This window comes from bacterium, from assembly GCA_020444065.1.
Lineage (GTDB): Bacteria > Sumerlaeota > Sumerlaeia > SLMS01 > JAHLLQ01 > JAHLLQ01.
In genome coordinates this window covers 209,429-223,385 of sequence record JAHLLQ010000006.1, presented here as the reverse complement: position 1 = coordinate 223,385, position 13,957 = coordinate 209,429, and the positions used below count along the sequence as shown (strand labels likewise).

General features: G+C 60.3%; 8 protein-coding genes. 4 read left to right on the top strand and 4 right to left on the bottom strand.

Annotation, left to right across the window (positions count from 1 at the left end; translation table 11 throughout):
• The first annotated feature begins 113 nt into the window (after nt 1-113).
• Both KQI84_15255 and KQI84_15250 read left to right on the top strand, forming a co-directional pair.
• Nucleotides 114-1,352 carry a hypothetical protein gene (locus tag KQI84_15255; protein MCB2156232.1) on the top strand — a complete coding sequence of 413 codons (1,239 nt, stop codon included), beginning with the start codon at nt 114-116 and terminating at the stop codon, nt 1,350-1,352.
• A 123-nt stretch (nt 1,353-1,475) separates the two neighbouring features.
• Nucleotides 1,476-2,657: an endonuclease/exonuclease/phosphatase family protein gene (locus tag KQI84_15250; protein MCB2156231.1), complete on the top strand. Its 1,182-nt coding sequence runs from the start codon at nt 1,476-1,478 to the stop codon at nt 2,655-2,657.
• A gap of 2 nt (nt 2,658-2,659) precedes the next feature.
• On the opposite strand, the gene KQI84_15245 is transcribed toward KQI84_15250, so the two are convergent.
• Together KQI84_15245 and KQI84_15240 are read right to left on the bottom strand one after the other, a co-directional pair.
• On the bottom strand, nt 2,660-4,426 hold the full coding sequence (locus KQI84_15245) for a hypothetical protein (GenBank protein ID MCB2156230.1): 1,767 nt from the start codon (nt 4,424-4,426) through the stop codon (nt 2,660-2,662).
• 174 nt (nt 4,427-4,600) lie between these two features.
• Nucleotides 4,601-7,348 (bottom strand): hypothetical protein, encoded by a 2,748-nt coding sequence (locus tag KQI84_15240; GenBank protein ID MCB2156229.1) that lies wholly within the window; start codon nt 7,346-7,348, stop codon nt 4,601-4,603.
• Nucleotides 7,349-7,579: 231 nt separating this feature from the next.
• On the opposite strand from KQI84_15240, the gene ubiE reads away from it, so the two are divergent.
• Both ubiE and KQI84_15230 read left to right on the top strand, forming a co-directional pair.
• A complete protein-coding gene (gene ubiE / locus KQI84_15235) occupies nt 7,580-8,269 on the top strand; it encodes a bifunctional demethylmenaquinone methyltransferase/2-methoxy-6-polyprenyl-1,4-benzoquinol methylase UbiE (GenBank protein MCB2156228.1) in 690 nt (229 codons plus the stop codon).
• Nucleotides 8,266-8,874 (top strand): UbiX family flavin prenyltransferase, encoded by a 609-nt coding sequence (locus KQI84_15230; protein ID MCB2156227.1) that lies wholly within the window; start codon nt 8,266-8,268, stop codon nt 8,872-8,874. Before ubiE ends, KQI84_15230 begins: the two co-directional genes overlap by 4 nt.
• A 39-nt stretch (nt 8,875-8,913) precedes the next feature.
• Here the strand turns inward: KQI84_15230 and KQI84_15225 are convergent, their stop codons facing one another.
• Both KQI84_15225 and KQI84_15220 read right to left on the bottom strand, forming a co-directional pair.
• Complete coding sequence (locus KQI84_15225) at nt 8,914-11,436, bottom strand: hypothetical protein (protein ID MCB2156226.1); 2,523 nt, start codon at nt 11,434-11,436, stop codon at nt 8,914-8,916.
• A gap of 119 nt (nt 11,437-11,555) precedes the next feature.
• On the bottom strand, nt 11,556-13,910 hold the full coding sequence (locus KQI84_15220) for a glycosyltransferase family 4 protein (GenBank protein MCB2156225.1): 2,355 nt from the start codon (nt 13,908-13,910) through the stop codon (nt 11,556-11,558).
• Between the last annotated feature and the right edge of the window lie 47 nt (nt 13,911-13,957).

Sequence of the window (13,957 nt, the reverse complement as noted above, 5' to 3'; positions counted from 1 at the left end):
TGCGCACTTCTCCGTGGACTGAGAAGACGAGGCGAATGGCAAGTTCTCCCTCTGACTCATCGACATCGCGTAGCATCCGTGTCCTGTCGCCAATCCAATCTCTGGAGGGCAACATGATGCCAACCACTCCACGCACGACCGCCGTTCTCGGCGCGGCGATTCTCGCTGCCGCCACACTCAACGCCTCGCCGCTGGAATCGATTCGCGACCAGCAGGCGGAGGCCGCGAAAATCAAGCAGACAGAGCACGTTTCGCGCTCTGTCGTCGTCGGCTTACCGACCGGCTACATTGTCGACAGCATCAGCACGCCAGTCGGCGCTGCGGCCGGAGCCGTCTCCGCCGATCCGAACGATCCGAACTCATTCTTCGTCAGCGTCACGACCGGCTGGGGGTATTTCCGCGACATCGACATCTACCGACTCGAACTGTCTCCCGTTGGCGATCCATTCAACGCAACCTGGACCCCCATCGCGACCGGCACGACCAGCAGCGCAGGTGATCTCAGCGATGGAAACGATCGGCTGGACAATCACTTCGGCTCGCCATCGATTTCGATGCGGGCCGACGGAACGGCGCTGGTTATCGACAACGACTTCGGCACGACATCCGGTCTGAGCGGAGTGATCGGCGACGCAGTGATCGAGCTCACGGATATCACCGTGGACAACGACTTCCGCGACATCAGCGGCTCCCCCGAAGCAGCCCTTTACGCAACGCCGATTGCGACGACGGCCGGGAACTTCACTGGCGCGCAGGGCGACTTCGACTCCGCCGGCAACCTCTACGTCGTCACAACTGATGGCGGTGGAAATGGGGAAGTCCTTCGCATCGCCGATGGCGCGACCAGCCAATCCGTCTTCTTCGCCGGTCTCGACTACGGCAGTGGTGTGGCTGTCGATCGCAACACTGACACGGTGTACTTCGGCGATAGCAACGACGCGTTCACCAGCGGCACGCTCTACAAGGCGGTCGATATAAACGCCGATGGCGACGCGCTGGATGCGGGCGAGACCGTTCTGATTACCGATGCGCTCGCACCGATCAGCGACGTCACCTTCGACGCGGCCTCCGGTCTGCTCTACGTCAGCACTAACAGCTTCTTCCCCGAAGCATATCAGGTCGTGGCTGTCGATCCCGCGACTGGAGTTGTGACGCCATTCGCGGACTTCCCGAAGCAGTTCTTCCAGTTCGTCCAGGGAGTGGCCTTCGATTCGAGCGCGAACACCTTCGAGGCCGGCATAGCGCGTGCCGGTTCCAAACGGCTGGTTGTGATCGATTCGGAAAACGGTGTGAACGTTATCACGCCAAGCGACTTCAGCGCCGTTCCCGACTGGCGCGAGTTCTCCCGGTAGGACAATTGGCGGCGGGTTTGCTCAGGCCCGCCGCCTTTTCCTCGCTATTCCGAGTGACACCGCCCGCCTCCCTTGGCAGCATCCCCCATCATTTCCAGCAATGCGCTTCGGGGAGGCTGCTCGATGGCCAATTTTCGTCTTATTGCCAGGTGGCTGTGCGCTCTCGTACTCCTGGTTTCCTTTTCAGTTCCTGCACTCTCCGAACCCGGTTACAACGTTCAGCCGGACAACTCGGTTCACTTCGCCTACCAGAATGCGACTGCTTCGTCCGTGAAGGTTGCAGGCGATTTTACGGACTGGAGCACCTCTCCGCTCGATATGGTTCAGAACGGTGAAGACTGGACCGTGGACACTGCGCCGTTGGCCGAAGGCGCACATTTCTATAAGTACATCGTCGATGGATCCTGGATTCCCGATCCAGCCAATCCAATGGGTGAGGATGATGGCTTTTCCGGAACGAATTCAGCATTCGGAATCGGTGGCCGCGACCTGGGAGGAGACAACGTGATTCGCATCGCATCGCTCAACTTGCACACTTACCAGGAGGAAGACGCCCTTCTGAAACTCGAACAGATCGCCTTTGCATTCGATGCGATGAACATCGACGTCGCGATCCTGCAGGAAGTCGGAGAGCACGTTTCCGACTCTTCGCGTCCGAATGCCGGCGGCGTTATCAAGGATCACCTCGAGCAACTGACCGGCGACACGTGGCACTACGAGTGGCGGATGGCGCACATCGGCTTCGACGTCTATCGTGAGGGGTTGGGCATTCTATCACGCACGCCGCTTTCAAATGTGAACGAGTACGAACTCAGTGGGGGAGCGCTGCGGCGCAATGCGCTCGCCGTTGAGTCGGAGGTGAAAGGCGTTCACATGCGCTTCTGCACGGCGCACACATCATGGCCGTCCGCGGGAGGCGATGAGGAGGTTCGCAAGCTGATTGAATTTCTCGATGGAGATCTGACAGAAGGAGTCGATGCAACGCTGATCGGCGGCGACTTCAACGCCAGCACAACCGACCCGCAGATTCAGCGCGTCCTCGCAGCGGGATTCGTGGACGTGGGAGCGAGCGTTGGCAATACAAACGGAACCATCGGCGATCCGCCGGGCAGCCGGATCGATTATCAGTTCCTGAAGGCGCACGACGTAGCGAGTGCTCCGAGTCCGCAATCCGTTATTCGCACGTTCAATCGCAACGCCGATGCGAATACCTACCAGCCGCGCGTCAGCGACCATGTGGGCTTACTGGCAATCTACGAGAATCCCGCGCCGCAGCCTTCACCAACCGGGATTCTGATGCGCTGAGGCTACTCGCTGTCTTCTTCGATCTGGCTCTCGATTACGCGTCGGACAACCGGGTCCTGCGCAAGCAGTTCGCCCGCGCTCTCGTACGTCTGCTGACCTGTCGCCAGGAGGATAGCCATTGGGACGATCCGTAGGCGCTCGCCCGCGGCCTTGATGATAGCGCTGGGGGGAGCCTCGTCCTCCTCGGTGGTCAGGCTATCGGTCTTGAAGATCGCTCGATGCAACGCGCGTCGCGCGTCGTCCTTTTCAGCGCCCGTGATCGTCTGAATCGTCTCAATCGCGCGCAGATAAAGCTTCGTATTCGAGATGCGCAAGTCGATCATCTGGTTGTGGAAGACCTTGCCGGTCAGGACATGCGCGCCGGTCGACATCGCGTTCAGCGCAATCTTCAAACCCAGTTCCGCTTCGTTGAAGAAGCCCGGCTGGAAGCCCAACGAGGGAACTTCGAGAATGAAGATGTTCTCGAGTCCTTCGGGCAGGTCGCCCGATTTCGGTGGCACCGTGCAAACCGTAATCACACCAACAGTCGCCTTGGTCTTCTGGGCTTCCTCGAGTAGGCGTCGCGTGTTCGGGCCGATTTCTCCAACCGCCACGCCGAGCACAAGGTCGCCCTTCGCCAGATCCGGCAGCTTTGACTTCTCGAAGGTTTCGTGATCGATGGCGTAACCCGAGCCGGAGGATGCCAAGTCGCGCTCTTCATCCAGCAACTCGGGCCAACCGCTGCGGATGTAACCGCGAAGATCGTCGTAGCCCGCGCCGAATGTCGGCGGACACTCTGCCGCGTCGATCATTGCCACGATGCCGGCCGTGTCTCGTCCGATGTAGCTGATTTGTCCACCGGAACGCAGTGCGGCGCCGGCCAGTTTGATCATCTCGGCCAGCACATCGGTCTTCTCATAGATGGCCTGGATCGCTGAACGATAGCGCCGCAGCAATTCGCGGATTCGGCGACGAGCGGAAGCCGGTTCGTCCATCTTCGCACTACCAGCTTTTGCCTCCGGTGCGCCGTGCCCCGCCATCTCCAGAGCCGTGTAGAAGATCGCCTCGAGCAGCATCTTCGTCGCGCTACCGCCCTTCATGCGCGTCGAACCCATGACTGCTTCCGGTCCGTAGACCGGGTTCAGAATATCGAAGCGATCGCCTTCCTTCGTCAGTTCACGAACGACGCCTGCGAAGGTCTTGTCCCAACCTTCCACCTTCATGTCTCGCGCCTGGTGAATCGGATTGAATCCGAGGAGCACAATGTTTGCACGCGAATCGGCTTTCAACGCATCCATCTGCCCGGCTACGTAAGCCGCCGAGAATCCGCAAGTGATGCCGACGTAGAGCACCTGCTTGCTGCTTTCCGGAATGGCTTTCTGGAGATCTTCTACTGCGGCCGTTGGATCGTCTTCGGCGCCTTCCTGGGCGCGCACCAAGGCCAGCGGGCCGCCAGCGACGAGCGGGCGAAAGACTTCCGGCAGATGGGATGCTCGCAGCAATCGGTTGAATTGACGACAAACAAGCGATGCCAGCCGCCCGCTGGTTCCGGCCCCGGCGATCAGGATTGCGCCGTCCTCACCAGCTCGCATTGCCAGCGCGGCGTTGTGTGCAATCTGCGCGGCGCGCTCGATCACCGGTGTGTCCAGCAGGGCATCGTAGCTCTGCCACCCGGTGAAAAGCTGCTCGTCGACCTGGCGCAGAATCCGCGCAATTCCGAGGGGTTCGGAAATATCGAGGTCTTCTGTCAGTTCATTTCCCCATTCCGTGATGGGAAGGATCTCACTCATAAGCAGTGAATCACCTTGAGGTGGAAGTCGCCATCGCCACGCGATTGTGGCTGTAGCCTGGACCTGGCGGCCGGGGTGTCAAGGCCCGTGGGGTTTGGACCGGTAGTGAAAAACGAGAGGTGCCCGAGGCGAAACAATCGCCACGGGCACCAGAGAATGTTGATAAGACTTGTCTTAGAAGACCGGGTCGGTCTCCTCGGCAGGCAAGAGTGGACCAGTGTCTTCATCCGGCGCAGGCGGATCGAGCTGCCCGTTTCCGTCCGTATCGATCAGGACGGGGGCGCTGACGGCCAGCGCATATTGGCCGCGCGGAACGGTTGAGTCTCGTGTCGGCAGGATGAACGGATTCACTGGATCCATCGGCAGATTCGAGTCGCCCTGAACGACAACGTCCAGAATCGAATCTTCCTTCACCTTCACGGTCAGGCGTCCGTCCTCAGGCTTGTCCGCCGGCGGGAAGACCTTGCCGGCTTCGGTATCCAATGTTCCTGACGGCAGCAGGATGCGCCGGACGAACTGGCCGTTGATGTTGATGCTGATTGAGGAAATCTGGACCCAGTTCGCTGCGTAGACTTCGATATCCAGATCCACCGAACCGTCGGTATCCGTAATCAGCGAGCCCATCGGGCGATCGTTGACTTTGACATTCACGAACGGGCCGTTCGTGACGGTCACCTGGCCGAGCTTGATATTGCGGGCCAACTCCTCCGGATTGATTGCAGCCGGATCGTCCGTCTCCGAGCGAATGTACACGCGCGGGTAGCCGGTCTCTTCATTCCAAGTTCCGTAGCTGTTCGAGTTTCCGAATGCGGTCAAGCGTCCTCCGCGGCGCAGCATTTGATGATAGGCATTGTAAGCAGGCTGCATGGCGCGCTGACGCTTGCCTTCCCAGATCTGGAATGCGTCGAAGTCCTTCGTCCAATCGCCTCCGGGCAACTTCGTGCTCTCCTGCATCGAGTAGCCCTGCAGCGACAGGTAGCCGATCGTTGGCCAGATTGGACGGCTCAATAGAATCGCTGCCTCGGGGCACAGCGCGCGCATTGCTTCAATCACGCCTTCGCTCGTGTCCGCATTCTGGATCAGCGAGAAATCCGGCTCCATGCCCGTTGAGCAGATTGTTGTTGGGAACATCAGGAAGTCGCCAAGGAACGGTTCTGTTTCGCCCGTGTGGCGATAGCCGGGAGTAGTCGTCAGCCACTTGCCAACGCCCAGGCGTGCGACGGCGGGGGAGAGATCGGTCGCCTGACCGGGATCGCCGGTGACCAGCCACTCAACGCCCTCTGCAACAGCCGAAACGACACGGGCCTCGGGAGAAACGCGAGAGGCCGGCGAGTTGTTCGTACGTACACCGACATCGGCAGAAATCCAGCCGGGCGTCTCGTAGGCGCGGCGCAGTTCAAACGTCTTCTGAACCTGGCCGATGGAATTGAACGACATGCGCTCTTCAGTGGTGTGGTACTCGGGACCATGTGAAGCCACGATGCGGTAGTTTCCGGGCGGCACATCGACAGTCCCGGCACCGTGCGAAGACAGCACCGTATTCATCGAAAGCACGTCGCCAGGAGGGCCGAACTCGGGAGAGTTGGAACCGCGCAGCGGCTCGAACGTCAACTTGCCGGGCATCCGCTCTCCGGTATCTGCATCGACTATCTCATAGACGAGTTGAACTGGGGGCGATACGCCAAAATCGATCGCTTCGACTTCGCCTGCCTTGATGCGACTGGCGTAGTTCGGCCGCGGGGCGAGGCGCGCATCGGGTGCAGGATAGACGCGGTATTCGCCAACGGGCAGCACGCACTCGAATTGTCCATTCGCACGTGTCTGAGCCAGCAGGTACGGCTTGTTCCGCATATCGCGCTCGACGGTGGGATCCCAGTCGGGGCGCTTGATCGGCAGAATGCGGATGTTGCAGTTCGGAATCGGGCCCTTGTCGATCATGGCGCCGTCCGGAGCCTGCTGCCGTTCCACCACACGGCCGACCAATGTCCCGTATTCCTGGTTTGTGCGACGCTGAAGCACGTAAGAGAACAGATGCGCGGGGTCTTGCGTCGACGTCAGCACCCAGCGGCGAAAGCTGCGCGTCTCGCCCGGTTCCATGTTCAGCAATTCGCCGTACCGCACTGTCGTGAAGTCCGTATTGTGCGTGATGTTCATCGTGCCGGTTTCGGGAGCGATCAGCACCCAGACGTCATCCTGGCGCCCGAACATGAATTCGACCTCGGCCGTCGTTCCTCCCATGGGCATCGGACCGTGGCCGGGAATGAACGGGATCGTAGCGCCCCAACGGATATAGTCGGAGGGATGGACGTACTCGGCGATCTGCTCGTCGCTATTGTTCGTCAGCGTTGTCGTCACAAGTACGCCGGGCATGTCCTTCTCAAGGGTATATTCTGTACGCGCTTCCAGATCAGGATAGCGGATATCGTGTGAGGTCACCACGACGACTGCCTTGCCGTTGGCCTCGGGATACTGATCGATGCTGTCCGCCTGGAGGTACAGCTTTCCGCCGCCACCGGTATTGGGCTGGAACAGCTGGAATTTCTCCGGCGAAGCGGGAGAGGAAGTCACATCCAGAAGGCCGCCATCACGTGGGGTGGCCTCCGTCGCCGTTCCTCCGCCTTGAACCTGGCCGAAGACGAAGAGCGACAGATCGTTCTTCAGGTACGTATCGTTCACAACGCCGTGGGACCAGAAGCCCTTCGGCATTTGCTCCAGATCTGTGACCCTGCCGGATTCGGAGTCTTTGAATTCGCGCTTCCCTTTGTTCGACACCACGTTGAGCGTGATTTCCTCGGGGGGGGCGACTTCGGCCGGTGGTTTCTGGGCCGGCGCAGGCGCGAGAAGTGAAATTGATAGCAAGGTTGTGATAGCGAAGAGAATCTTCCCCTTCGCGGAGGGCTGATTTCCGGTCGGAACTCCCATTATCGGATTCACGGCTCCTGATTCTGAGGTTTGTTGGCACTGGGCTGGCGCACGGGGCGCTTTCGGCAAACTGGACCCAGTGGGCACAAAAACTGTTTGGCTTCTTGTCGACCAGTTTGGCCCGCAGCGATGGTCCCTGTTGACCTCGGCTGCGGAACAGGGACGCTAGGGGAGTTTCACACCCGCCGCAAGGCGGAATCGCCCCTGTCATTCGACTGCCAAGGACTCGCGATGCCATCGAAGGACCCCGCCCGTATTCAATCGATGTTCGGGCGGATTGCCCCCACTTACGATCTGTTGAACCACGCTCTCAGCATGAACATCGATCAGGCGTGGCGTCGCTACACGACGCGTAAGGCATTGCGTGCCAGCGATCGGCGCGTCTTGGATCTAGCGTGTGGGACGGGAGACTTGGCGATTACGTTGCGAAAGCACGCCGACCCGGAGGCGGAAGTGATCGGCGCGGACTTCTGTATGCCAATGCTGAAGATCGCGGATCGCAAGGCACCGCTCTCGTTTGTCCAGGCCGACGGCCTGTGCCTTCCCTTTGCGGACGCCTCCTTCGACCTCGTGACGATAGCCTTCGGGCTGCGCAACATGGCCGATCCAAAGGCCGGCATCCGGGAGATGGGACGAGTAATTCGCCCAGGCGGACGGCTCGCAATCCTGGAATTCACAACGCCGCAGAATGCTGTTTTCAAAGGACTTTACCTGGCGTATTTCAAGCACATCCTGCCATTTGCCGGAAACCTGGTATCTGGATCCCGGGCCTATCGGTACCTCACCGATTCGGTCTTGGAGTGGCCCGGCCGGCCGGAACTGGCGCGCTGGATTCGCGCGGAAGGATTCTCGCGCGTCCGCCACCGTCAGTTGACGTTCGGAATCGCGGCCCTGCACATCGCGGAGAAGGAGAAAGCATGAAACGCATCGTTGTCGGCATCTCCGGGGCTTCCGGCATTGTGTACGGGACCCGGCTGGTTGAGACCCTTGTTCACCTGCGCTGGGAAGTGCACCTTCTCGTGACCTCCAGCGCCTGGAAGGTAATGCAGTCGGAGATGGGCCTGAGCGCGGCCGGCCCCGGCATGGCCTTGACGGACTGGCTGGACATCACCGCCGAACAGGCCGATGCCCAGATTCGCACTTACAACAACCGGGATATCGCCGCCCCGATGGCATCCGGCACCTTCCGTGCGCACGCCATGATCGTCATGCCCGCATCGATGAAGACCGTCGCGGCGATGGCGCATGGGTACTCGGACAATCTGCTGACGCGATGTGCGGACTGTTTTCTGAAGGAGAAGCGCCCGCTTCTCGTTGTGCCGAGAGAGACGCCGTTTTCGCTGATTCACCTGCGCAATCTGACGACCCTGGCAGAGGCCGGCGCACACATCATCCCGGCCATGCCGGGATTCTATCATGATCCTCAGACTGTCGACGATCTGGTGAACTTCATGGTGATGAAGGTTTTGGAGTCAGCCGGCATCGACAACGAATTCGCCATGGAATGGAAAGGGCCGCGATCGTAACGACCGCGGCCCCTTGGTTCTCAGCTTCCCGGCCAAGTCTTACCAAGTGAAACGCCACATTCCTGCGCTGTACTGCCCGTCGCGCAGAACGAGCGTTCCGTTCCGCAGAGTGGCAGCCTTATCGTCGAGGTTATTGAGGGCGAGGATTTCGAAGGTCTTCGGTTCGCCCCATGCCTTCGGCAAAGGAATCGTTACAGAATTGTCGAGCGGTGCCCGAGAGAGAGCAACGACGACGACTTCCTCCGGCGCCACGCGGGCAAATACCATGCGTTCGTCATCGCTGTAGAGCGGCTCGAACGTTCCGCGACGCAGCGCAACGGATTCTGCGCGGCGCTTGGCCCACTGGCTGACAACATCGAACGTTCGCTTGTTGTTCTTATTCCAGTGGTCGCGCGGAATGAACATGCGACGGTTGTCAGGGTCGTGCGCGCCAGTCATGCCGATTTCGTCGCCATAATAAATCAACGGAGCGCCCGGAATGGTCATCAGAAACGCCATGCCCAATTGGATCTTGTCGTAGGACTTCGCGTTATCGACCTTGGGCGGATTGTTGAAGGCCATTTCCTTCGCCAGCGTGTCGTCGCCTCCATGCAGATCGCCGTCGGCGAACGCCATGAAGCGCGGCGTATCGTGATTGCCGATCAACGGGCTCATTGTGGCGTAGATCGGATAGTCGCGGGCGGATTCCATCACGCCGGTTTCGAGTTTGCTCATCGGCTGCGACTCCAGCGCCAGCACATCACGTGCGACCCAGAGCAGCGGGAAGTCAAACTGCCCATCCAGCATGTCGGGACCGATGAACTCGTTGATCGTTCCGCGCGACGAGATCGTTTCCCCGACCTGGTAGAGGCCCTTGTGCTCGGGGTGAATGATCTTGTCCTTCAGCTTCTGGGTCAGAGTCCGCCAGAACGGTGTCGGGACGTGCTTCACAGCGTCATGACGGAAGCCGTCGGCGCCGGTTTGCTCCAGCCACCACACGGCGTTATCGGACATGAAGTCGATGACCTCAGGATGGTGCTCATAATCCAGGCTCGGCAGGAACTCGTCGAACCAGGTCGTGAAAGGATGCGCGTCGAACTGGCGGATGTTCTTCTGTCCGTTCGGCAGTTCGAGCGGAACGATCCAATCCGGATGTTCCTTCAGGATCGGATTGTCTTCGTGCACGTGATTGCTGACGTAGTCGAGAATCACCGCGACGCCATGCTGGTGCGCAGCGGACACCACATTCCGAAGATCCGCCATCGAGCCATAGCGCTCGTTTGTTTCCGTGTTCGAGACAGGCCAGTAGCCATGATAGCCGGTGAACTTGCGATGCGGAGGAAGGGCATCTTTGTAGGCCTTATCCGGCTGCTTGTTGACCGGCGAAACCCAGATCAGCGAAGCGCCCAAATCGTTGAAGTAGCCTTCGTTGATGGCTTTCTTCAGACCGGCGAAGTCGCCGCCCATGTAGTTTGCGATTGGCGCAACGTCAGGATCATTGACTGGATCGTTCAGCGAAGCATCGCCATCGATGAAACGATCGACGACCGCGTAATAGATTACCTCGTCGCGGGGGGAGCGAGGCGCATCGGCGAAGTCGAACGGCGCAACGAGGCTGCCCGTGCGGCCGGTCGAATCCGTGACGGTCACCGAGACAAACTGCTGACTGCCCCACGAGTCTGGTGGGATGTTAAGGCTGATCTTGCCGGTCACGGGGTTGATCTGATAGCCCGATGCTTCGACCGGCTTGTTGTTCACGAACAGGTTCGTGCTACTCGGCTCCAGTCGAGCCCCAGCAGCGAGATCCACCATGAAGCCGCCCTGGGAGCCAATACCCGGCGTGTTTGCCGGCAAGACTGATATGTGCAATGGCTCCTGGGCCACGCCGCCGCTGCCGGCGACGTCGAGTCGCGAGTTGCTGATTCCGCCTTCTTCCAGGACCTTTGTATTCCCCGGATCCAGCATCCAGTGTCCGTCCACGACGTACTTGTACGCGTACGTGCCCGGGGCAATCATCAGGATTCCCGTGTACGTTCCGTCCCCATCCTCGTCGGTCAGGCGATCGGCGCTTGAATTCCAGCCGTTGAACGTTCCTGCCACATAAACGTTGTGCGTTTCTTCAGGGGTCAGCGTGCGGAAGGTGAATTCGACTTCCGGCTTTGGCGACCAGCGGACGGGGAATCCAACTTCGGATTCCACACCATCGATCGACTCGATTTCAAGATGCACAACGCCATCGCCAGTTGTGCCGCGCGGCGCAGAAAGCTCCAAGATTGTTGGCTCAAGCATCGACACAACGAGCGACTGATCTCCCTCGACCGCATCGACTTTCACCGTTGCGATTTGTCCCGGCACGCAGCCGTCGAGCGAAACGGTCCGCACTTCGCCGGAAGTCAGGTTCACGGCCGGCAGCGGAACAGGGACCTGGTTTGGTCGCCAAATTGGGACAGACGGGTCGCGATCGATGACCGCTGGCAGAGTCTTGGCGGACTGTGTCCCTCCCGTTGTCTCGCACGCCGTCAGCAGCAATCCCAGCACTGCCGTCCCGGCAAGCTTCAGAGTGAAGTGTCTCATCTTCTTCACGATGTTAAATCCTCTTAAGGGCAGAGTATGATGCCTCGTTCAGGAATTCCCCTGTTGGCTAGGGCATGGTGGGGGAGGCGTCAAGACGTTGGAGCGCTGTAATCCACGGCGGCGGGTCATCAGGACCGACTCTCGTCGATCTCCTGCAATTCGCCCCGGATGTGGTTGACCTGAGGACCCAGGGCAATTGGCCAGTCAAACTGGCGAACGGCCAGTTCGCGGGCGCCCAGGGCGAGTTCACGGCGCCGATCCAGATCGCCCAGCAATTCCGCCAGCGCCGGTCCGAATTCATCGGGCTCGCTGACGACGACTCCGTTGGCATTCGCCGGCAGTCCCCGTGCGCCGACCGGCGTACAGATCACTGGCAGTCCGGCACTAAGGTAATCCATCAGTTTGATGTTCGTCCCGGAGCCTCGAAATACCGGGTTCAGCGCGACGTCCGCGGTCAGAAGCAGGAAGTCCTTCACGGCATCCGACACCATGCCCATAAGGACGACATTCTTCGGCACCTGATTGGGGCTGAACCAGCCGCAGACTCCGCCTGCAATCAGGAAGAGCGCATCGGGGTTGGCCGGAGCGACTTCCTCGAATAGAAAGCGAGCCGCGTCGGCGTTGGGTGGATGCCCGCTGCCGAGGAAGATCGCCGCAGGCCGCGTTCCCATTCCAATAGCCTGTCTCAGACGCGGCCGAACGTCCACATCGACCGGCGTCAGGCGCGAGCAATCCACGCCGTTATCAGCGATGAAGAGCTTCTCTGGACCGGCCCCAAGTTCTGAAACGAATGCCTCCAGGTCGCCCTGGGCGACGCAAGAGGCGGCGAACGACATCTGAAGGGCATCGCGCTCGCCGCGCCGGACCACCGACTTCAGCCACCGTCCGACCAGGCTGCTGGGGTAGAGTTGGCGCTTCAGGGAGAACTCCGCGTTGTGTGAATCGTAGAAGATGGGCAGGCGATCGCGGAAACGCTCAGCCTGGCGGACCATGAATGTATGCCCCAGCACAATCAAGGCGGGCGCGATCGTTTCGCGCTCCAGCGCGCGGCGATAGGCTGGGGTCAGCCAATGAAATGCGATCGCCGTCGCATCATCCGGCGCGACGCCCAGACGCCGATTGAGGAACGCATCGACGGCTCGATGGGCGCCGGATCGCGGGATGTTGAGCTCCTCATAACGAGCCGAATGCGAAACCCGTCTTGCCGACTCCTCCGTCGTCAGCGTTAGCAAAGTCACCGGCAGGACGTTCTTGGAGAGCTCTGTCGCGACGGCGTTGAGTCGCTGACAGCCACCTGAAATCACAGGGCTTACCTGGTAGTCATTCAAGTATAGAATGCGCGGGCTGATCTTCATCTCCAGCAGATCGGCCAGTTCCCGGCCGATGACTTGCCACGAGAATCGCGATTCCGCCAGTTCCCGCCCATGGTGACCGAGGGCCCGCCGCGCGCCTGCGTTGGCGAGGAGTTCTTTCAGCCCTCTAACGTACCGTCGCTCCGGCAGAATCCAGGCGTGTCGGCCGTGCTCCAGATCCAGGCCGCGGGCGCCAAGTGGAGTCGTCAGGATCGGCTGGCCTGCGGCCAGGTGCTCCAGCATCTTCAGATTCGTACCGCTGCCGGAGAACATCGGGTTCAGAGCCACATCGGTGGCCGCAAACAGGTCAGCCTTCGTCTGCTCGTCGACCAGGCCCAGCATTCGAACATTGGGCGGCAGTTCGAGTCCTTCGAAGGACTGGCAGACCCTTCCGGCGATGAGGAAATCCGCTTCGGGAACCTGCGGAGCGACCGAACCGACGATGTACTCGGCAGCTTCGGTGTTTGGCGGGTGGAAGCTGCCGATGAAGAACGCAGCCGGACGATCTGCAGAAAGGCCAAGGCGTTCACGGCCGGCCTCGCGTTGTTCCGGCGCAGGGCGAACGGCTTCGACATCCACTCCGTTCGGGACGATGACGATTTTCGACCGATCAACACCGTACAATTCAACGAAGCCTTCGGCATCCTCGTGGCTACAGGCCAGGATCACGTGCGCCGCGCGGCAGAGCCCACCTTCCAATCGACGAATCCGCCCGACTGCCCATTTCGCCCACAACCCACTGCCGAACATGTCTCGCGCCATGTTGGCTTCCACGTTGTACGAATCGTAGACAAGCAACTGCCCCCGGCGCGGACGCGGATAGAGCTTCCAGAGAAACGGGCACGAATGGATGACGATGTCCGCGTCGCGCGTGATACGTCTTGCCTCGGCGCGCAGTTCACGATGTCGCGGAGCCGCCAGCGTCGCCACAAGCGCCGAGCACTCCGCGAACTTCGACGTGCGATTCAGGAAGCGATGCCACCACATGTAGCGCCCGGTTTTTGGAATGCGCTTCTCGATGCAGTTGGGTGTATGCTCGACAGTCTCCGGCTCCGCGTCGGCGTGCGTCGGATCCGCCATATTGACGCTGAATCGTTCCGCCAGTCGCGTGGACAGATTCCAATAGCGCAATTCGCCTCCGGACCGAGGCGGCGAAAACGCCGGGAAGAAATTGAGGA

What these genes read in the sequence shown, in the direction of transcription:
- KQI84_15250 (MCB2156231.1), top strand. Translation starts at nt 1,476, where the DNA reads ATGGCCAATTTTCGTCTTATTGCCAGGTGGCTGTGCGCTCTCGTACTC.
- KQI84_15230 (MCB2156227.1), top strand. Translation starts at nt 8,266, where the DNA reads ATGAAACGCATCGTTGTCGGCATCTCCGGGGCTTCCGGCATTGTGTAC.
- KQI84_15240 (MCB2156229.1), bottom strand. Translation starts at nt 7,348, where the DNA reads ATGGGAGTTCCGACCGGAAATCAGCCCTCCGCGAAGGGGAAGATTCTC.
- KQI84_15255 (MCB2156232.1), top strand. Translation starts at nt 114, where the DNA reads ATGATGCCAACCACTCCACGCACGACCGCCGTTCTCGGCGCGGCGATT.
- ubiE (MCB2156228.1), top strand. Translation starts at nt 7,580, where the DNA reads ATGCCATCGAAGGACCCCGCCCGTATTCAATCGATGTTCGGGCGGATT.
- KQI84_15245 (MCB2156230.1), bottom strand. Translation starts at nt 4,426, where the DNA reads ATGAGTGAGATCCTTCCCATCACGGAATGGGGAAATGAACTGACAGAA.